Genomic DNA, 21,122 nt, shown 5'->3' with positions numbered 1-21,122 from the left:
AAATTAAAATGCAAAAATTGCACACCTTATTCCTTTAAACGAAAACCATACCAGTTTGTTTTATTTGTACAATCAAGATAAATGAAATGAAAATTAAGATTTTCTATTTTCACTATTCGTATTGAAAAGAAGTAAATATATAGAAGGAAATTTTAATTAGTTTGTTTACTTTTCGATTTAATTGGTTTTGATTTTGAAATAAAAACGGCTTTCTCACCAGTCCATTTGAAAGTTTCTGTCCACTTAGAAACATCTAAAACATAATTATTATTTTCACCTTGATTTTGATCGTATTCACCTTCTTCAATATTTTTAAGTATTAAATCAGGTTTTCCACCAGCTTCTTTTGGAAATATAAAATTTTCAACATAATAATAAACACCTGCATCACTTACTTCTCTTTTTTCTGGCAATTCTAAAAAAGTCGTTCCGTTCCAACCAAAATAGTAGTATAGTGTTGGAATACCACAGGCTTCGCCGCTAAAATTGATCCTATAAATATCTGATAAATTAGCTAAACCTAAATTTCCAATAGTTTTATTTTGAAAGTAAAAGCTTCCGCCAAGAGGTTTTAGTACCGTTTTTTGACCGACAAGAGTATTGTTTTCGTCTAAAATTTTTACTGAAATTGTAACATTACTAATTTCGTAATCTTCCGATTCCTTTTTAGTTTCAATTTTATCTATCAGAGTGAGATAAGTAAAATTTTCTTTTTTAAAAGATCCAAGCGCTACAAAGCCTTTCCACAAATATCCTTTAGTTAATTTTCCTGAATTATTTTCATATTCTATTTCGACCCAAGACACATTTAAACCTTTAATCTTTAAATCATTGTCTGTCGTTTTTAGCACTTTTATCTTTTTACCCATTTGTAAAGAATCTAATAATCGCGATTGTATAGAAGGCAATTCTCTAACATAGCAATTTGCAGCACCAACTATTGCTTCATGCACATCGTAGTCATTCCAGTAATAATTATGACTACTCTTTTCTTGGCTAAATGCCAAAAACGGAAATAATAAAAAAATAAAAAATAATAGCTTTTTCATAATGGTCAAAATAAAAAAATTCCACAAACTCAGATAAATGATTACCAAATTTGTGGAATTAAAAAAATAAATTTTTATTTATAAATTGTCTTTGATTTTTTGCGCTAACGCTTCAAATTCTTCTTTTGTCAGTGATACTTTATTTTGAAAACGCATTTCATCCATTTCATTTAATGGAATCAAATGTACATGAGCATGTGGCACTTCTAGCCCAACAACCGCCATTCCTACTCGCTTGCAGGGAACTGATTTTTCTAAAGCAATAGCAATTTTTCGTGAAAATTGCATCAATCCAAAATATAAATCCTCTTCCATTTCAAAAATCTTATCGATTTCTTTTTTTGGAATACAAAGCGTATGTCCTTTGGCATTAGGGTTTACATCAAGAAATGCTAAAAAATTATCATCTTCAGCTATCTTGTAACAAGGAATTTCTTTGTTGACTATTTTGGTAAAAATACTTGACATTTCAAAAATGATTTGTTAGTTAAAATAAAGCTATTTAGTCTCTTGTAATTTCTAAAATTTCAAATTTTAAAACTCCGTTTGGAACTGTAATTTCAGCAACTTCTCCAACAGATTTCCCAAGTAAACCTTTACCAATAGGTGAAGTAACTGAGATTTTTCCAGCTTTTAAATCGGCTTCATTTTCAGCAACAAGAGTATATTTCATCTCCATGCCGTTAGTTTGATTTTTAATCTTCACAATCGATAAAACTAACACTTTAGAAAGATCTAAATGTGTTTCATCAATTAAGCGAGCATTTGAATGCACCTCTTCTAATTTAGCAATGCGCATTTCTAGCATTCCTTGAGCTTCTTTTGCTGCATCGTACTCAGCATTTTCAGAAAGATCACCTTTATCTCTTGCTTCAGCAATATCAGCTGATGCTTTTGGACGCATTACACTCTTCAAATAATCTAACTCTTCCCTTAATTTCTTTAACCCATCTGCGCTGTAATACGATACTGTACTCATAACTTCCTTATTTATATAAATAGAAAAAATCCCATCGGGACGGGATTTGTTTCCACAAAGATACTATTATTTTTTTTTCGTCTATAAATATATGTTAATCATATATAATTCAAAGTTAAATAAATTAAATTTGTTTCGCTAATACTTTGACACTATTTTAAAATGAAAAAATATTCCTTCTTTTTCTTAATTTTCCCTTTACTTTTTTCGTGTAGCGATTCTGGTTTTAAGAATACTAATCCTTACTTACCTAATTACTCTGTGCTTATAGACCTCAACTTAAATTTACCAGAATACTCCAATTTAAAATTTATAAGCAACGCTGTTTTAATAACTGGGAAAGGAGTTCGTGGCGTCATCGTTTTTAATACTGGAAGCGGATACAATGCATTTGATGCCGCATGTCCCAATCAAACTTTAGCATCTTGCTCCACTATGACTATTAAAGGAATAAATGCTGTCTGTGCATGCGATAGTGAAGAATACAGTCTATTTACCGGACAAGGAAAATTACAATATCCGTTGAAACAATATCGAGTAGAAGTTAACGGTACAGTTTTACGAGTTTATAATTAAAATCACAACTTGTAGCTTATTGAAAAAAGCAAAACTCTTGGTAAAACATAAGTCGTTCTCTCACTAATTAAATAATCAAAAAATGAATAATCGTTTTTTAGTTTATTGTCAAACAAGTTGTTGGCGGTTAGTTCAAATCCAAATGGACTATTTTTCTTTTGGTAACGTAAAGAAGCATTAGCAATATCATAAAAATTGCTTTGATTTGCGTTATTTGTGTTTTTCAGGTTTTCATATTCCAATTTAAAAATCCAAGATTTAAGAAAATTCACATTTGCATCTGCATTTATTGCATCAGTTTGAAAATTTGACTTTGTCAATCCTGAAAGCTGACTAAATCCTTTATTATAACCAATACTAAAATCTGGCCAATTGCGAAAAGCAGTTTTAAAAACTAAACCTACATTTTGGCTATTTCTATCATTTTTGGTAACAACAGTATTTATAGTTTGAATGTAATTAAACCAATTCAAGCGCGTGTTTAGTTTTAGATTAAAACGATAAATCCGTTTACTAAAAGAACCATTTACACCATAAGTAGTTTCTGGATTGTCGCTTAAAATTGGAGTATTAAATTGATCGATTCCATCTAATTGAATCTCATTTCGAATGCTTTTTATTTTTTTAATGAAATTAGCCATTGCATTCCAAGTGATACCTCGATACATGTTCATTTTTGAATATCTTAAATTAGCAGTGTGGAATTGTTCGTTCTCTAAAAGTGAATTTCCTTTGTACACCAAATTGTAATTTTGCAAAGTATAATTAGAAACCAGTTGACTTACTTCTGGAAAATTATTTTCTAATTTGTAAGTAAAATTTAGCGTTTCAGATTTATTAAATTCATACTCGCTATTCCACTGTGGTTGTATAAGTGTTTTAGATAAGTGTTGTTCTTTATTAATTTGATTCGTTTTTAAATTATATAAATGGACATAAAGACCAGGTTTATTAGTCCATTTTCCTATTCTAAATTTATACTCAATGCCAGCGTAAGCATCATTCAATTGATATTTTACATCATTACCAAATCCAGCCGATGCAAAATCATTACTAGTTCCGTTAGTAAGAATTTGTTTTTCGGCAGTTGTAAAACTTGTAGTACCCAAATTATTCCCAATATTAGTATACAAATGATTGAAATTATTAATAATCCAATAATGCTTAAATAAAGCATCAATACTATTAATTCTTACTTTTTTGATTTGGTTAATCGTGTAAGAAACATCATTTTGTAATGGAATTAAGCCAACAAAAAAAGGTTTATCAGTAAACCATTGATTTTTTGGTGAATTGTTATCATACGCTTGGTTTATTACAAAAGTCGTGGTGTGCTGCTCATTATAACTTTTGTGCCATTCTAAATATTGCTTTACCGAAACATTATCTGCCTTACTGATGGTTTCAAAAATAGTTGAATTTGCAGCTGTTATTGAATTTACAGTGCTCGATAAATCATTAGTACTGGATTGATATTGGGCGTTGTAATACCATTTCTCTTTATTGGTAGGCGAATAATCTAGTTTTATATTCCCTATTCCCAGTACGGAACGATTTTCGCCATTTTGCACTTTATTTTCGAAAGCAATGGCATTATTTTGTAGATATTCGTTTTTACTTTCTGTTTTGGTTGTAGTTAACACTTTAGAAAAAATACTGAAACCCGAAATTGTCAATTTTGAAGAGGTTTCGTGGCTAAAATTTAAAGCTGCAAATTGGGATTGATTGGTTACCACATCCGTATTATCATTTGCAAAAGAATATAGATTAGTAAACGATTTTCTCCCCGAAAGAAACGTGCTCATGCCACCGCCAAAGCGCATTAAATCGTCAAAAGTAAAAGTGCTTCTGCCGATGTTATTGGCATCTCCTATAAAACTCAAATTTGTTTTAGGTGCATAATAAAACAAAGCAGCATGAGCGAGATAAAAACCGTTATCAGCATTGCCTACTTCGGCACCCGCTTCGACATCACCAAAGACAAACTTTTTTTTATTGGCTTTTAGTTTTACGTTCATAGCCAGTTCATCACTGTCCGAAACTTGTTTCATAAAGCCTACCTCATTAAAGTTGTCTATAACTTCAATTTTGTCCATCGCATCAGCAGGAATATTTTCGACAGCTAGTTTTGAGCCTCCGCCAAAAAATGATTTTCCCTCAACAAGCATTTTGGTTACTTTTTTACCCTGTACCGTAACATTTCCTTTTTTATCTACTTCAACACCGGGTAATTTTTCGAGAATTTCTTTCATTTTGCGCTCGTTACCGTTGGCAAAACTTTTAACATCAAATGTCATCGTGTCTTTCTTGATTACTATAGGCTTAAACTCATGTTTGATGACAATTTCTTTGAGTTGTTCTCCCGTAGGTTTGAGCTTAAAATCATGACTTTTAGTAGTGGCATCAGGTGTCATTATAAAGACCTCTTCTACAAAACCAATATAGGAAACAGTGATTTCGTATTTTACATCCGCATCTAGTTCTAGTCGATAACGTCCTTTGTTATCTGCAATAGCAAATTTTAGATTGGCTTTCTCTTGTAATGGTTTAGCAATAACATTAGCAGATTCTAATGGTTTATTTAGATCGTCAGAAACTACTCCTACAAGAATTTTTGTTTGGGAGAAGGAGAGAGTGCTGAAAAGTAATAAAAAAAGTATTTTAAACATTAAAAATGAAATATGAATAAAAATGAACTTAAAAATTTACATTCCCATTTGTGTTTTTATTTCTTTCTCATAAACCTCTGCACTAATTGTTTTGCCTTTTGGAAAATCAATTTCAAGTTCCTTATCTGTGAAAATCTCTATGGATGTAGCATAAAAAGTGGTTTCTCTATCCACTAGTTCCAAGATGAGTCCTGGCAAGCCATTAAAATATTTAGGACCATATGCATAAGGTAAACTTGGATTAAACCATGCAGTAATAGGAATGCTGGTATTTACTCCTAACCTATTAACAAACTTCATAAAATAAGTGGCTTTGTAACATAAATAATTATCAATTATCTTACTTTCACTCGATATTTCCCATTCTAATTTTTCATGTGTTTTCTTTATGAGTTTTCCATTGTCCTCCCGTTTTATTGCAGTATTAGTGTGTTTATCGAAAAAATAATCACTTTCGTTCGTTACAATAAAAGCCATTGTCCTAGCCATTTTTCTTAAGCCATTATTTTCAGCGTCAGAAATTAGATACTTGTCCAAAATAGAACTTGACTGTGTACTGTTAAATTGCAAAGTACAAGTTTGCTTGTTTGCGATTTCAACTGTTGCCTCATTTAATTTCGTAAATTCTGGGTCTTTACTATCTGCCCCATAACCAACTAATTGAATTTTATAAATAACTTTACCAGAAACTGATTGTGCAAAACAATTAGCCATCGTTGCAGCGAAAATACAAATGAATATAATTTTTAATTTTTTCATGATTTAAACTTTAAAATACAAACAAAACTTTCAATAGTTTTGTTTGTATTTTTTAATAATTAATTAATTCTGTGCAGTTTTCGCATCTTCACAAGCTTGGTAATAACCTTGATAAGCTGCATAATTTTGCTCTGCAGAATGTGTGCCATTACGATCATAAACGCCGTCTACATAATTCATTGCTTTTGTAGTACAATCTTGCACTTTTAAAACAACTTCCTTTTTCTGTTTCTATTTTTTCCCCTCTTTCAATACCAAAGTATTTGCCATTGCAACTCCACTAAACGCTACCACTGCAAAAGCGGTAAATACTAATTTTTTCATAATTAAATTGGTTTAAATTTATAAATAGTTTTCTGGTTAACCAAGGTAAATATCAAAAAAAAAAAAATTAATTAATAAGAATTTAATTAATTTTTTAACAAGAATTTAACAAGTCTTATCGCTTAAACTAGTAAACATGCAGATAAATAAAATTCCTACACAGAACTAAAAAAAGGCTAGAAGTTCATAAACCTTTAGCCTTCTTCAAAAATGTTTCCTTCTAATTAAAACTTCAAAGTCATTCCTACTAAAAAGTTGATTCCTGCTTGAGGATAATAACCTGCTCCTTCAAATGTAGCAATAGCTGGAGGATTAGATTCATCATCATCGAAAGTATAGAAGAAACCATTTGAAATATACTTGTAATCAAAGATGTTGTTCACTAAAGCAGAAAGATAAATTGATTTAAAAACCGCTTTTGGAGTAAACTCATACGAAACATTTAAATCGTTTGTAAAATAGGATTTCAGCTTAGAGCCTTCGGCATCGATATTTGCCATGTATTGCTCACCAACATATTTCGATAAAAATGATACTTGAAGATTTTTTGTTGGCACGAAGCTCACAATATTTCCTGCAATAAAATCAGGTGAAAAAGCAATATTGGTATCGCCTAATGATGTTAAAACACCATCTCTTTTAAAGAAAAAATCTTTATTTTTATTCGAACTAATGGTTACGTTTGGTCTAATAAATAAATTGTTTAAAATGGAAATTGTAGCATCAAGTTCAATTCCTAAACGATAGCTATCGCCACTGTTTTCACGAATTGGCGCTCCTACATCGTCTAAAGCTCCAGTAACGGTCAATTGATCCTTGTAAGCCATGTAATACACATTAGCATTCAGTTTTAATTTTGAATCCACATGACGCATTCCTAATTCAAAATCATTTAGTTTTTCTGGCCTAGGAGTTCCGTTTTCATAATCGTTTCTATTTGGTTCGCGATTCGCTCTTGCATATGAAAAATACAAGGCGTTTTTAGCGCTGAGTTCGTAATTCAAACCCGCTTTTGGATTAAAGAAATTGAAATTATCATTGACTAAACCAGCTTCGGCATTATTCGCTTTATAATGAACATTTCTAACTTGCAAATCTCCATATAAATTTAACTTTTCAGTGATTTGATAGTTTGCTTTTGCAAAAATATTTCCATCAGTTTTAGTAGCAGAATCATCATAATAATGATCGTCTAATTCTGATTTTGAAGCATAGCGAGCCCAAATAATTCTTCCAAAGTGATTTCCTTCATATTTGTTATAACCTCCACCAAAAATCACATTTAATTTTTCTTGTTTATAATTTGCTGAAAATGTAGTTCCATAAAAATCATTTACCAACCATTTCTGACGAATCAAATCTGTCCTATTTATAGTTGTTCCATTAATAACAATTGGAGTTAATCCGTAACCCGCAAATTTCTGATTCTCTTTATAATTTTCATAAAACCCTTCCCCTTTAGTGTAATGAAAAGCTAAATTAGTACTCCAATTTTCACTAGCTTTTTCGTTCCAATGCAATTGGTAATGATCTTGTTGGTAATTATCAGTTTCGTTTTCATAAAATCGAAGTTGTCCAAATTCATCCTTATACTTACCAGCAGGATTAAATGTTCGGTCATTTTTTAATTTATCCAAATCTTCTAAACCGTTCCAAGATTGATACGTTTTTTGATTTCCACCAAAAGCTAAAGCTTTGATTAAAGTCGTTTCCCCAAGATAAGTTCCCTGCAAGAAATAGGATTTCATATCAGAAGAAGCTCTGTCAATATACCCGTCTGATTTTAATGCGGAAAGACGACCAGCGATTTCAAAATGGTCATTCATCAAACCCGTACTAAATTTCACAGTGTGTTTTCTAGTGTTGAAACTACCAAAAGAATTAGATATTTCACCAGTGCTTTCTTTAGCGTAAGTATCAGTCAGCATATTCAAACTAGCACCAAAAGCACCTGCACCGTTTGTTGAAGTTCCTACTCCACGCTGCAACTGCAGACTTTCTACCGAAGAAGCAAAATCAGGCATATTAACCCAAAAGGTTCCATGACTTTCAGAATCATTATAAGGAATTCCATTTATAGTCACATTCACACGAGTAGCATCACTCCCACGAACGCGAATTCCTGTGTAGCCTACTCCATTTCCAGCATCAGTAGTTGTTACAACTGATGGTAAATAATTCATTAAAATAGGAATGTCTTGACCAAGATTACGAGATTTGATGTCTTTCTTGCTTAGATTGCTAAAACTAACTGGTGTTTTAGAATTGGCACGAACTGCTGATACGAGAACTTCATCTAATTGATTGACTTTAGTACTGTCTTTTACTTGCGCAAAAGATCCGATAGAAGATAAAGAAAAGAAGATAGACACTAAAAAAGTTACATTTTGTGTCTTTGTGCCTTTGCGGCTAGAAAAATTGTAAATAGTTTTCATCCGTAAAAAAGATTACGAATAAAAGGGGGAATTATTCTTTTTTTAAATTATTGATTGTTTACTACGATATAAATATAGTGTGCACGCTACTATTATATCGTTTTTTCCCTTAGCAACATTACTTGCTCAGGTTCGTTGGGTATGATCTCAGCCTGTCATTCTGAATTTTCAGAATCTAAGCACCCCTTTGAGACGGCGCAAAGATAAACCTATAAAGTCCAAGTATCCAAATACAAATTCTAAAAAAATCAATAGTCAGGCTTTCTTCTTGTCTTCTTAATTTCAGAAATAGATTTTTTATACTTTATTCGCTTTCTAATTACCGATTTAGGAATTTTTGTTGGTTTTCGTTCCTTGGGAATTATCAAGCCATTTTTCACAATAGCCAAAAAGCGCTTTGTTACAATTTCTTTGTTTTTCAGTTGGCTTCTATCTTCGTCACAATTTAAAATTAAGACTAAATCGTTAGTTAACCTCGACGACAAATTAGTTTCTAAAAGCAACTTATCTTCATCAGAAAGTGCTTGAGAATTTTTTAAATCAAAACTCAGTACCACTTTTGAAGAAACTTTATTTACGTTCTGCCCTCCCGCTCCGCTGCTTCGAACCGCTTTATAAGTCACTTCAGATAAAATTTTATCTATTTCCATTGCATGTAAATTTTTTATTTAGAAATCTGATGTCCTGGTTTCAACAAATCATTGACTGTTTTAACAGGATTAAAAGTCACTAAGGGTACTTCAACAAAAATAGTAATCCAGTTTGCCATTGCTCCATTCCAAAGGCCAGGCAACTCATAGGATTTTATATTTTTGCCAAAAGTATTTTTTTCGATAATAAAGCCCGCATTAGTATCAACAAATTGAACCAAATTAAATTTTTCGTTTCTATAATTCTTGACTCCACATACTAAGTCCACTGGATTAAAATGAGTAGAGGCGTTTAAAATATTTTTTTGATCTTCATTATTTAAATCTACTTGCGAACTTTCAACAATTTGCAAGGATACTGTTCCATTTTTATCTAAAACCCAAAATGGCCCGCCTCCTGGCTCACCCTCATTTTTCACCATTCCACATACACGAATTGGTCTATTTAATGTGGTTTTTAAATATTGAAGTTTTTCACTCAACGGTAAACTACTTACAGCAACTTTAATATTTAACTTCAAGCTCATAAATGAGCAAATCTCCTCGATCTCTTTCTCTGTTAATTCTTTACTTTCTATTAAATTTAAATAAGCGAATATCTGCTGCTGTAATTCAAGAAGTATTCCTGCTAATGCGTTTTTGTAGAGTGCAATTCTATCACTATGATTATGAATTACATTATCAATATTTTTAACAAAAATAATATTAGCATCTAAATCATTTAAGTTTTGTATTAACGAACCGTGACCGCCAGGTCTAAATACCAAGGCACCATTTGCATCTCTAAGTACTTCATTATTTAAATCAACTGCTATGGAATCAGTACTCTTGTTTTGGTACGAATAGCTAACATCTACAGTAGTGTTGAACTTTTCTTGAACGTCATTTTTTACCAAGCTGACAATTTCCTCGAATTGACTTTGATGTTCTTCAGAAATTGTGAAATGCAACTGCGACTTATCATTAGAAGTTCCGTAGTAAGCGCACTCATACAAATGTTCTTGAATAGGAGTTGCTATTGTATTTTTATATTTATGAAAAGATAGTATTGCTTTTGGCTTATTAGCATAATTAAACGCCGTAGAGGAAAGTAGTTCTTTAATAAAATAATAATTCTTACAATCATTTTCTAAAGAATCAAAGTCCACTACTTCTGCTCTGAGCTTTTGATCAATTAGCTCAAAAAAAGGAAACTTGTTCATAGCAATAATAAAAAGAGACAAATCACTGTCTTTCTTCCTATTGATGTATGCGTTGATCGATTCTGTTCCCAACTTATATTCCTCAATAAAGGTGATTAAGAACTTGAACATTCTAGTTGCAGCGCCAGATGCAGGCACAAACTTTAATAAAGTTAAAGATTGCTTCTTACTAGTGAACAGATCAGCTTTGTCTTTTAAATCAGCATCAGAAATCTTCAAGACTCCATTATCGATAGAAGCTGGACTGATTAAAACCGTTTTAGAAATTCCAGTTTTTAGAAATTCCAGTTGCTTTTGAATGTTTGCTATTGCAATACCATGATTATAGATTTGGACGAAATCAGTAGATGAAAGGCCTAAACTTTTAGCGGTAGTCAATTCTTCTAAAATAGCAATTGCCATTTTTAGCCGTAATTCTTTATTACCAGTTAGTTTAATAAAAGGTTTTTTATTGTCAACTAGTGACTTTTTAAATATCTTAAAAACAGTTTCACGACCTTCAGCCTTGTCTCTTAAGTCATCTTTTTCCCAAGGCACATCAATATCAGTAAGAAAAAACAAATCATATTCATGCTCTTTCGCAGCAGCGTCAAGTATAGGTTCGCAAAAGTTATAATACACTTCAGAATAAACCTTTGTTACCAAAATATTAGTGTCACAAAAAAGATATTTATTGGCAACAGCCAATTTTTCATTTTCTAACTTCATCTGGCCTTTTGCGATAGGCAGCATATCGTCAACATCACATATTTTCTGCTCTCGATCCCATTTTTGTTGCAGATAATCCCTCGCAAATTCAGGAACCCAAGCCGTCTCATAATGCGCCGCAAGTTGTTTTGCTAAGGTTGTTTTGCCTGTACTTTCAGGACCAAACAATGCAATTTTTATAACGGCAGATTGTTTTTGTTTAAGATTTTTCTCCATTCTAAATAACCATAAATGGCAATAATTGTAAATACTATATATTGAAAACTAGTAAAAGTATATCCCTTTGCTAAATACAGTGGGATAGAAAGTATGTCTCCAACAATCCAAAATATCCAGTTTTCTATTTTTCTCTTGGCCATAAGCCACATTCCTACAAAGAAAATTCCCGTCAGTAACGTATCTAAATAGGAATACCAACTCGTAAACTTATTAAAATACAAATAGACTACTACAACAAAAATAAGAGTGGCTATAAAAATAATTACGGCCATCTTTTTCTCTTTTAACGTCATTATCGAGATAGGAAACTCTTCAACGTCATCTTTTTTACGAGTCCAGTGATACCAACCGTAAATACTCATTATAAAATAATAAACATTAATCATTGAATCGCCTAATAAACTCCACTGCCATAATAAATAGGCGTAAATCGAAGTGCTTATTAATCCTGTAGGAAAAACTAAAAGATTATCTTTTTTAGCATACCAAACACTACATAATCCAAAAAACACTGCAACAAGCTCTAAGTAAACTTCATGAAGTGGATACGTACTATATTGAGCAAAAAAATAATCAAACATAAAAGTTTATATTTTATCCAAATTAAAAAATTCTATATTATTTTCAAAAGCAGTTCCAATTACTACTAGATCAGCTCCTGCTTCATACGCATCTTGAATCCCTTGTAAACTTACAATTCCGCCACCTACAATTAAAGGAATTTCTATATTTCTAGAAACTAAGTCAATCATTTTTAAGGGAACCGCTTGTTTAGCTCCACTTCCAGCTTCGAGATAAATTAATTTATTACCAAGCATCTCACCTGCTTGAGCTGTTGCCAAAGCTAAAGAATCATTTTTCCTATCTAATGGTTTGGTTTTGCTAACACGCTGCACGGCAGTTTCGCTTCCGCTTTCTATCAATATATAACCCGTAGAAATAATTTCTAAATCGGTTTTTTTTAAAATTGGCGCTGCCTGCACTTGATGTTCTATTAGATAATCAGAATTTCTACCGGATAGCAAGGATAAAAATAGTATTCCATCAGCTTGATTAGAAATTTGGGACGGATTACCTGGAAAAAGAACAATGGGCAAAATGCAGCTCTCTTTTATTCTAAAAATTAATTTGTCTAAAATATTATTTTGAACAAGGCTTCCGCCAATGAAAATATGAGAAGCAGGTGACTGATTTATTTTAGCAATCAGATTATCTATTTCTGACCAAATAATCTTGTCTGGATCCAGTAGAATTGCCAGTAACTTTTGCCTGTTTAGCTTAGCATTTAGTATCTGGTTGTATATATTCTCCTTTCTATTTTTCATAATTGGCGTAAAAGTATCCTTTTTTGTGAAAGTTAGCATTACTTTAAGAAAACTTATCTTTGTTTGTAGATATCTAATCTAATAGTAAAAAGCGCATGATCCCAATAGAAATTCTCGAAAAATATGATGCAGTACGTAGGTTTTATAAAAAATCAGAAATAATTTTTGAAAAGGATAGTTTTGCTACGCATTATTACCAAATCATTTCGGGATCCGTTAAAATGAATAACTTCAATGACGAGGGTCGGGAGTTCATTCAAGGCTTTTTTACAGTACATCAGTGTTTTGGCGAACCTCCATTGTTTTTAGAGAGAACGTACCCCGCTAATGCCGAAGCTGTTGAAGACTCCGAGCTAATTTGTGTTTCAAAACCAAACTTCTTAAAGCTAATCGCTGAAAATCCGAGTGTTTCAATAATAATGATTGAAAATTTAGCGCAGCGTTTGCATTACAAATCGGTTATGGCCGCTGAAATATCAACAGAAGACTCAGAGCATCGCTTGTTACAATTATTTGATTATTCAATCACCTACTTTAATTTTAAAAAGGAGCAAGAAGGTTTTCATATTGATTTGACTCGGCAACAAATGGGAGACTTGACGGGACTTCGTGTCGAGACAGTAATTAGAACTATCAAAACATTGGAAAAAAAATCAGAAGTAAAAATTGTCAATAGAAAAGTATATCGTTAAGCGTAGAAAATCTTTGGGATATCTGACAGCACTAAAAACATCAGATAACAAATTCTCAAAAAATTAAAAACATAATTATCCCTTTGGGGTCATTATGATATAGGTCATAAAAAGTTGAATTGAAGAGGCTGTAAATTTGTAATAACAAAAATCTCAACTATCATGACACTATATAACAAAACCCTTACTGACTTCAACAACAATTTTATTGGATTTGCTACATTAATCATTATTGGACAAAGCTGTTTAGGTTCAGCTGCTGCAATGAATATCCTTCGCAACGGAACAAGTTTAATACAAATGTTTCAATTAGGAATAATTGTTCTAATTTGCATGCTAGTTAACACTTCCATTTTAGCTCAAATGAAACATAAGGTAATTTTTAACCTTACTATTTTAAGTGTAATTTTAAGTATTTCCCTAATATTTATAAACAAGATTATCATCTAATGAAAAAGCAAATTGAAAACCGTTCCGATCTACAACTTTTAGTTAGGACCTTTTACGCTAAGATTAGAGCAGATCAGGAAATAGGTTTTTTCTTTAATGAAACGATCACCGACTGGGAAGAACATTTAGAAAAGTTAACCGACTTCTGGGATATGAATATTTTTGGCACAAAAAATTATCAAGGAAATCCAATTATCGCTCACAATGCAGTAGACAAGAAATTTGATCAACAAATCACTTCAAATATTTTTGGAATTTGGTTGAATCACTGGTTTGCTACAATCGACGAACTTTTTGAAGGTGAAAATGCAGAAATTTTAAAACGAAGAGCTCAAAAAATGAGTACTTTTCTATTTATGAATATTTTTGAAAGCCGAGGGAAAGTTTAAGTGCTTTCAGCTATCGATTACTTGAGAAGAAATATTGCCACGAAGTCTCAAAGGTAATAAGCTTTTGCTTATTTCTTTTAATAGATAAATTATCACGCTTTAGTATTGCTTTGTCACGCTGGAAGCGTCTCCTATATATAGTATTAGGAGATGAGACGCTTCCAGCGTGACAACTAGCGGTGATTGAGTTGGTGGAAAAAAATTGGTGCCTTTGTGCCTTTGCGGCGGAAAAAGCCACGAAATGTCAAAGACACTAAGCTTTTGCTTATTTCTTTAAATAAATAAATTATTACACTTTCGTATTACTTTGTCACTCTGGAAGCGTCTGTTACCAAAACTCTAAAAGGTGAGACGCTTCCAGCGTGACAACTAGCGGTGATTGAGTTGGTAAAAAAAATGTGCCCTAGTGTTTTTGCAGCAAAAAAAGCCACGAAGTCTCAAATGCACTAAGCTTTTACTTATTTCTTTATATAAGTAAATTATTATACTTTAGTATTACTATGTCTCGCTGGAAGCGTCTTTTACCAAAACTCTAAAATGTGAGACGCTTCCAGCGTGACAACTAGCGGTGATTGAGTTGGTAAAAAAAAATGGAGAAATCATTATACTCTTTAAAATATCTAAAACTTAAAGAAAACGCTACGAAGTATCAAAGACACTAAGCTTTTACTTATTTCTTACAAAAATAAATTAGTACATTTTAGTGTTACTTTGTCACGCTGGAAGCGTCTATTAAAAAAGTTTTTAAAGACGAGACAATTCCAGCGTGACAATTAGATGTGATTGAGTTGGTGGAAAAAAAATTGTGCCTTTGTGCCTTTGCGGCAAAAAACGCTACATAACTATTTTAAACACTTTCTTGAAAAGCATAAACTAAAGTAAAACCTTCAATTTCTTCAAAATAGATTTTAAAACTTTTGACTAAGCTATCAAAATGTAATTCTGAAGTAGTCTCTTGAGTTTCTAAGTCAAAAGCATTGACTCTAATATGATTTTTAAAACTAATTCCTTTTTCATTCCTAATTTTAAAAATAGCCTCCTTTGCGCCCCAAATCACTGTAAGCTTTCGGATATACTCTTTATTATCATTTAAAAATTCAAACTCCGAATCGCAAAATTTATCGGCGATTTTGATGATTTTCTCTCGTTGCAGTTCAATGTCGATTCCCACCGTTTCATCACTTATAATAATAGCTGAAAAATTATGTGAATGAGTTATAGAAATATGCTTTCCATCCTTGAGATGCGGTTTTCCAAAGTCATCGTAATACAAATCAAAATCTGTATAACCGGCCAAGTAAAACAATTTACGTACGCTAAGAAAGGCACGTTGATGCAACTCAGATTTCATTCCAGAAATTCGGATGCTATTTTTTTCGTTTAAAACTACCGTTTCATATAAGTCTTCATAAGATTCAGTGATCTTCCAAACTAGAATTTGTGTGGTGGCGTTGAATTGTATGGTCTTGAATAATGGCATGTTAGTATCGTGATCTCTAGCCCCGATAATAGTGGAAATCCTTTTTTGAGTCGCCCTTGCGATGAAAAAAAGATTGTAGCGGATAGCGGGAAATAGCTCCTTAAACTAAAAATAATTCAGTTTAAAAAAATTATTTTACTGATTTTTAAAAGATTACAAAATTAAACAATTCATAAATATTTAGGAATCCTTTCAAAATCATAACTTTATTACGTAATTTTGCAAAAAATTTACAATACAAATATACTATAAATGAGTACTACAACTATGCCTTTTGTGGCTTTCAAAGTAAAAGACATTTCTCTAGCGGCTTGGGGAAGAAAAGAAATTGAACTAGCTGAAGCTGAAATGCCAGGTTTAATGGCACTTCGTGCTGAATATAAAGACGAACAACCTCTTGCAGGTTCTCGTATTGCAGGATGTTTGCACATGACGATTCAAACTGCAGTTTTAATCGAGACATTAATTGCTCTTGGAGCTGAGGTTACTTGGTCTTCTTGTAACATTTTCTCTACTCAAGATCAAGCTGCTGCTGCTATTGCTGCTGCTGGAATTCAAGTTTACGCTTGGAAAGGTTTGAACGAAGAAGATTTTGACTGGTGTATCGAGCAAACATTATTCTTTGGTGAAGATAGAAAACCATTGAACATGATTCTTGATGACGGTGGAGATTTAACGAACATGGTTATCGACCGTTACCCAGAATTAGTTGCTGGAATCAAAGGATTGTCTGAAGAAACTACAACTGGTGTTCACAGACTTTACGAAAGAGTAAAAGCGGGAACACTTCCAATGCCTGCAATCAATGTTAATGACTCGGTTACTAAATCGAAATTTGACAACAAATACGGTTGTAAAGAAAGTGCTGTTGATGCTGTAAGAAGAGCAACAGACATTATGCTTGCTGGAAAAAGAGTTGTTGTTTGTGGATACGGTGACGTAGGAAAAGGAACTGCTGCTTCTTTTAGAGGTGCAGGATCTATTGTAACAGTTACTGAAATTGACCCAATTTGTGCTTTACAAGCTGCAATGGACGGTTTTGAAGTAAAACAATTAAATACTGTTGTTGGGAATGCTGATATTGTAATCACTACAACTGGAAATAAAGATATCGTTTTAGGTTCGCACTTTGAGCAAATGAAAGATAAAACTATCGTTTGTAACATTGGACACTTTGATAACGAAATTGATATGGCTTGGTTGAATAAAAACCACGGTGCGTCTAAAGTTGAAATTAAACCACAAGTTGACAAATATACTATTGCTGGAAAAGATATTCTTATCCTTGCTGAAGGACGTTTAGTAAACTTAGGTTGCGCTACAGGTCACCCAAGTTTTGTAATGAGTAACTCATTTACAAACCAAACTTTAGCTCAAATCGAATTATGGAAAAATAGCGCGGCATATAACAATGACGTGTATATGTTACCTAAACATTTAGATGAAAAAGTTGCTTTCTTACACTTAGCTAAATTAGGCGTTGAATTAGAAACATTACGTGACGATCAAGCAGCTTATATTGGTGTAGAAGTTTCAGGTCCTTACAAACCAGAATATTACAGATACTAGTCCGATTTGTCATTCCGACAAGTAGGAATCTCATTTTAGATTTAAACCCTTACATTAAATTGACTTAAATTCAGTTTGATTGTGAGGGTTTATATTTTTAGGACTACAGAAACAAATCGTAACAACATATAAAAGCGGATTTTATGAAAAACTTTTTATTTTTAGGTATTGCTATTATCTTTGAAATTATTGCAACCTCAGCATTAAAAAAATCGGAAGAATTCACTAAGTTGATTCCAAGTATAATTACAATTGTTGGTTATTGTGGTGCATTTTACTTTTTGAGTTTTGCTGTAAGAACCATTCCAATTGGAATTGCTTACGCAATCTGGTCTGGTGTTGGAATTGTTTTAATTACTATAATTGGTGCTATTTTTTTTAAACAAATTCCAGACTTACCCGCAATTATTGGATTATCGTTAATTTTAATTGGCGTAACCGTAATCAATGTTTTTTCAAAAACTACAGGACATTGATTGTAAATGTCTTGTTAGTAAGTTGAAGATTCATATCGATTGAATTTTTTTTGGGCATGACCCTACGTAAAAACTGCGGGTCGGGCTATTCGCTGTATCTTTTGTTCCGCTAAAGCTTCACAAAAGGATGCCACTGCTATCCCTCATGCTTCATAAAGAATCAGCCAAGAAACATCCAACTTATCTATAAATTACACCCTTTTATTTGTCATTGTGTAATCGACTCGTCCTTCCTGAGCAACTAAATAATACACTTTCTTTGTGAAAAAACTACCCTAAATAAAATAAAAGCGCAACAAATTATTATACGCATGGTTAAACCTTTCTAAGCATTTGACATCTAACAAGGAATCAACTCCATTCAGCATGTCAAAATACCATTTTATTTTATTTTTTTTAATTTGCTCTTTATGCACAAACGCTCAGGAAAAATTCACCATAAAAGGTAAAGTAATAGGCGCTAATGACAATTTCCCTTTAGAATCAGCTACTGTTTATTTGACAACGGCAAAAGATTCAGTGATGCTAGAATACACACTAACTGATAAAAACGGAGATTTTATATTTGCCGCAAAAAAGCAAGAAAAACCCGTTTTTTTAAAAGTGACTTATATGGGTTTTGAAACTCATAAAGAGGTAGTTCAGGAAATCGATAGTAATAAAGATTTTAAAATTATTTCGCTTATTGAATCAGCAAACATGCTCTCTGGCGTGACAATTATTACGGAAGAACCACCGATAAGAGTTAAAAATGATACTATCGAGTTCAAAGCTTCTCTGTTTAAAGTTCGCCCTGATTCAAATGTAGAGACACTACTAAAACAATTGCCCGGTTTTGAAGTCGACAGCGACGGAAAAATCACTGTGAATGGCAAAGAAGTAAACCAAGTTTTAGTGAACGGAAAACCCTTTTTTGATAGAGATGGCGTGATGGCTTTAAAAAACTTACCCGCTGATATAATTAATAAAGTTCAAGTTTCAGATTATAAAACTAAAAAAGAAGAGTATTCTAAGTCAGAGTCAACTTCTGACAATTCTAGCATCAACTTTACCATCGATAAAGAAAAAAACAAAGGATATTTTGGTAAATTCTTGGGTGGTTATGGCACTGATGATCGCTATGAATCTAGTTTTATCGTCAATTTGTTTAATAACAATAGAAAGATAAGTCTTTTAGGATCTTCAAACAACATCAATGCTCCCGGTTTTTCTATGGATGAGATTTTTGACAATATGGGTGGTGGACGAAACAATCGCGGTGGAAGCACAAATAATAATTCGAAGGGAATAACCAAATCAAATTTGATTGGCCTCAATTACTCTGACGAGTGGTTAAAAGGGTTACAAGCATCTGGAAATTATAATTTTTCAAATACAGAAACAGATAATCTCTACAAATCAAAAACCATTAATTTCTTGCCAACAGGAAATTTCAATACTGAATCGCAATCCAAAACCAGTAGAGAAACTACAAGTAATAAAGCGGGTGTGGAACTAGAGTACAAAGCAATTCCAAGTATTAGAATTTTTGCTTCTCCAAAATTTTCAAATACAAAATCGAATAATTTCTCTGAGGCGGAAAGCAGTTCTCGTGAAGAAAATGGTACTTTAAAAAATGCTTCGAATTCGAAATCAAACAATCAAAATGAAAATAATAGTTTTGGAAACTCCATTAATTTCAATAAATCTTTCGAAAAAAGAGCTCGGAATTTAAGTGTAGTAATAAATAACAACAACACTAAGTCGAGTTCAAATGGACTTACAAAATCAGAAACAAACTATTTTTCAACACAAACAACTGATAGCCGAGATCAAAAAAATAACAATGAAAATACGAGCGACTCTTATTCTGCTGAAATTGAATATACAGAACCAATCACTGATTCTATACGTTTCAAAATAGGCGCTGAGTACAATTACAAAAACTCAATAAATGATAATAAAACATTTAATTTTAATCCAAGCGATCAATTGTATTCGAATTTAAATATTTTACAATCGAATTATACTTCCTCCACTCAAAGCAGTTTTTCACCATCGGCAGGATTTCGTTTTGAGAAAAATAAATTTGTGGTTGATATAAATTCCTCAACTGCAATTGTACAGTATGACAATCACTCCGATTATCTAAATCAATCAACTGATTTAAATAAAAAATATATTTTACCAAATTTACGAGCTCAAATTCGCTATCGTATTGATCGTTCTAAATCGCTTACAGCTAGATACAATTACTCCGTTTCTTTACCTTCTTCTAATCAGCTATTGCCTGTCACAAATTTAGCAAATCCTTTAAATACAATTATTGGAAACCCAAATTTAAGACCAAACGAAAAACATAGCGCTAATATCAATTATAGAAACTTTGATTTCCGTACTCGTTCCGGTTATACTTTCTATGTGAATAGTGATTTTTATTCTAGCGAAATTATTGCTTCCTCGATTTATGACGATAGTCGGAAAGCAACAACAACTTACGAAAACATTTCCGGAACGTATTCCATTACTGGAGGCGGAGGCTGGAATAAATCAGTAAAACAAGAATCAAATTTACTGCGTTACGGCTTGTCACTAAATACAAATCTCTCCACATCAAAAGGTTTTACTGATGGTGTTTTATTTGACGCTACTTCAGCTGGAATAAGACCTAATATCTATTTAAATTACGATTACGGAGCGTTTTTTACAGTCGCTCCATCGTATAGTTTCTCTTATAACGAGACGAAGTATGACAATTATTTAACTAAATCAAGTTCTAATGTCGTTCACAGACTGAACATACAAACCACTAGTTATTGGCCAAAAAACTGGACATGGGGAAATGATTTTGGATACACTTATAATTCAAAACTTTCATCTGATTTCAAGAAGGATTTCTACTTATGGAATACGAGTTTATCCTATAGTTTTTTCGAAAATAATATTATTGCTAAGGTGAAAGTCTACGATTTACTAAATCAAAACCAGAGTGCAACCCGAACTATTACTGCAACGACAATTCGGGATGACGAAAACACAATCTTAAAACGTTACGCTATTTTCTCATTAACTTATAAAATTCAGGACTTCTCCGGAATGAAAAATCCTCCAGGCGGTAAAAACAATAGAGGAAATAGAAGAATGTCGATCGATTAAGAATTTAAAACAATTTGAAACAAAGCCCTTACTAGC

At 32.3% G+C, this 21,122-nt stretch carries 19 protein-coding genes; 7 read left to right on the top strand and 12 right to left on the bottom strand.

The genetic code is table 11. The features are described 5' to 3' along the window. Nucleotides 1–152: 152 nt before the first annotated feature. From RCH19_RS02610 to greA, 3 genes are all read right to left on the bottom strand, one after another. Nucleotides 153–1,049 carry an SH3 domain-containing protein gene (locus RCH19_RS02610; RefSeq protein ID WP_343021911.1) on the bottom strand — a complete coding sequence of 299 codons (897 nt, stop codon included), beginning with the start codon at nt 1,047–1,049 and terminating at the stop codon, nt 153–155. 78 nt (nt 1,050–1,127) lie between these two features. Then, entirely contained in the window at nt 1,128–1,517 is a 390-nt protein-coding gene (locus tag RCH19_RS02605; RefSeq protein WP_343021910.1) for an HIT family protein, read from the bottom strand. Nucleotides 1,518–1,551: 34 nt separating this feature from the next. Then, complete coding sequence (greA, locus tag RCH19_RS02600) at nt 1,552–2,028, bottom strand: transcription elongation factor GreA (protein WP_121923921.1); 477 nt, start codon at nt 2,026–2,028, stop codon at nt 1,552–1,554. Nucleotides 2,029–2,190: 162 nt separating this feature from the next. Here greA and RCH19_RS02595 point away from each other — a divergent pair, with 162 nt between their 5' ends. Beyond that, nucleotides 2,191–2,604: a hypothetical protein gene (locus RCH19_RS02595; RefSeq protein WP_121923920.1), complete on the top strand. Its 414-nt coding sequence runs from the start codon at nt 2,191–2,193 to the stop codon at nt 2,602–2,604. 2 nt (nt 2,605–2,606) lie between these two features. On the opposite strand, the gene RCH19_RS02590 is transcribed toward RCH19_RS02595, so the two are convergent. From RCH19_RS02590 to RCH19_RS02555, 8 genes are all read right to left on the bottom strand, one after another. Then, nucleotides 2,607–5,273, bottom strand: coding sequence for a carboxypeptidase-like regulatory domain-containing protein (locus RCH19_RS02590; RefSeq protein ID WP_343021909.1), 2,667 nt, complete (start codon nt 5,271–5,273; stop codon nt 2,607–2,609). 36 nt (nt 5,274–5,309) lie between these two features. Next, nucleotides 5,310–6,032: a GLPGLI family protein gene (locus RCH19_RS02585; protein WP_343021908.1), complete on the bottom strand. Its 723-nt coding sequence runs from the start codon at nt 6,030–6,032 to the stop codon at nt 5,310–5,312. 63 nt (nt 6,033–6,095) lie between these two features. Continuing rightward, nucleotides 6,096–6,236, bottom strand: coding sequence for a hypothetical protein (locus RCH19_RS02580; protein WP_343021907.1), 141 nt, complete (start codon nt 6,234–6,236; stop codon nt 6,096–6,098). 344 nt (nt 6,237–6,580) lie between these two features. Further along, nucleotides 6,581–8,791, bottom strand: a complete 2,211-nt coding sequence (locus RCH19_RS02575) for a TonB-dependent receptor (protein ID WP_343021906.1) — start codon at nt 8,789–8,791, stop codon at nt 6,581–6,583. A gap of 248 nt (nt 8,792–9,039) precedes the next feature. Beyond that, nucleotides 9,040–9,441 (bottom strand): alternative ribosome rescue aminoacyl-tRNA hydrolase ArfB, encoded by a 402-nt coding sequence (gene arfB, locus RCH19_RS02570; RefSeq protein WP_343021905.1) that lies wholly within the window; start codon nt 9,439–9,441, stop codon nt 9,040–9,042. Nucleotides 9,442–9,455: 14 nt separating this feature from the next. After that, complete coding sequence (locus tag RCH19_RS02565; RefSeq protein ID WP_343021904.1) at nt 9,456–11,567, bottom strand: DUF4301 family protein; 2,112 nt, start codon at nt 11,565–11,567, stop codon at nt 9,456–9,458. Continuing rightward, nucleotides 11,528–12,151, bottom strand: a complete 624-nt coding sequence (gene pnuC / locus RCH19_RS02560; protein ID WP_343021903.1) for a nicotinamide riboside transporter PnuC — start codon at nt 12,149–12,151, stop codon at nt 11,528–11,530. Before pnuC ends, RCH19_RS02565 begins: the two co-directional genes overlap by 40 nt. 6 nt (nt 12,152–12,157) lie before the next feature. After that, nucleotides 12,158–12,895, bottom strand: coding sequence for a geranylgeranylglyceryl/heptaprenylglyceryl phosphate synthase (locus tag RCH19_RS02555; RefSeq protein ID WP_343021941.1), 738 nt, complete (start codon nt 12,893–12,895; stop codon nt 12,158–12,160). A gap of 95 nt (nt 12,896–12,990) precedes the next feature. Between RCH19_RS02555 and RCH19_RS02550 the strand changes: the two genes are divergently transcribed. The 3 genes from RCH19_RS02550 (at nt 12,991) to RCH19_RS02540 (ending at nt 14,426) form a co-directional block, all read left to right on the top strand. Then, nucleotides 12,991–13,587: a Crp/Fnr family transcriptional regulator gene (locus RCH19_RS02550; RefSeq protein WP_343021902.1), complete on the top strand. Its 597-nt coding sequence runs from the start codon at nt 12,991–12,993 to the stop codon at nt 13,585–13,587. A gap of 162 nt (nt 13,588–13,749) precedes the next feature. Next, nucleotides 13,750–14,037: a hypothetical protein gene (locus tag RCH19_RS02545; protein ID WP_343021901.1), complete on the top strand. Its 288-nt coding sequence runs from the start codon at nt 13,750–13,752 to the stop codon at nt 14,035–14,037. After that, a complete protein-coding gene (locus RCH19_RS02540; protein ID WP_343021900.1) occupies nt 14,037–14,426 on the top strand; it encodes a group III truncated hemoglobin in 390 nt (129 codons plus the stop codon). The genes RCH19_RS02545 and RCH19_RS02540 overlap by 1 nt, the downstream gene beginning before the upstream one ends. 847 nt (nt 14,427–15,273) lie before the next feature. Here RCH19_RS02540 and RCH19_RS02535 read toward each other — a convergent pair. After that, a complete protein-coding gene (locus RCH19_RS02535) occupies nt 15,274–15,906 on the bottom strand; it encodes a 4'-phosphopantetheinyl transferase superfamily protein (protein ID WP_343021899.1) in 633 nt (210 codons plus the stop codon). Nucleotides 15,907–16,158: 252 nt separating this feature from the next. On the opposite strand from RCH19_RS02535, the gene ahcY reads away from it, so the two are divergent. The 3 genes from ahcY (at nt 16,159) to RCH19_RS02520 (ending at nt 21,086) form a co-directional block, all read left to right on the top strand. Then, complete coding sequence (gene ahcY, locus RCH19_RS02530; RefSeq protein ID WP_343021898.1) at nt 16,159–17,475, top strand: adenosylhomocysteinase; 1,317 nt, start codon at nt 16,159–16,161, stop codon at nt 17,473–17,475. 143 nt (nt 17,476–17,618) lie between these two features. Beyond that, nucleotides 17,619–17,951 (top strand): SMR family transporter, encoded by a 333-nt coding sequence (locus RCH19_RS02525; protein WP_343021897.1) that lies wholly within the window; start codon nt 17,619–17,621, stop codon nt 17,949–17,951. Between the two features lie 366 nt (nt 17,952–18,317). Continuing rightward, nucleotides 18,318–21,086 (top strand): outer membrane beta-barrel protein, encoded by a 2,769-nt coding sequence (locus RCH19_RS02520; RefSeq protein WP_343021896.1) that lies wholly within the window; start codon nt 18,318–18,320, stop codon nt 21,084–21,086. Nucleotides 21,087–21,122 lie beyond the last annotated feature (36 nt).

This window comes from Flavobacterium sp. PL12, assembly GCF_039123485.1.
In the GTDB taxonomy this organism is placed as follows: Bacteria; Bacteroidota; Bacteroidia; order Flavobacteriales; family Flavobacteriaceae; genus Flavobacterium; species Flavobacterium weaverense.
This window is presented reverse-complemented; position numbering and strand designations above follow the sequence as displayed.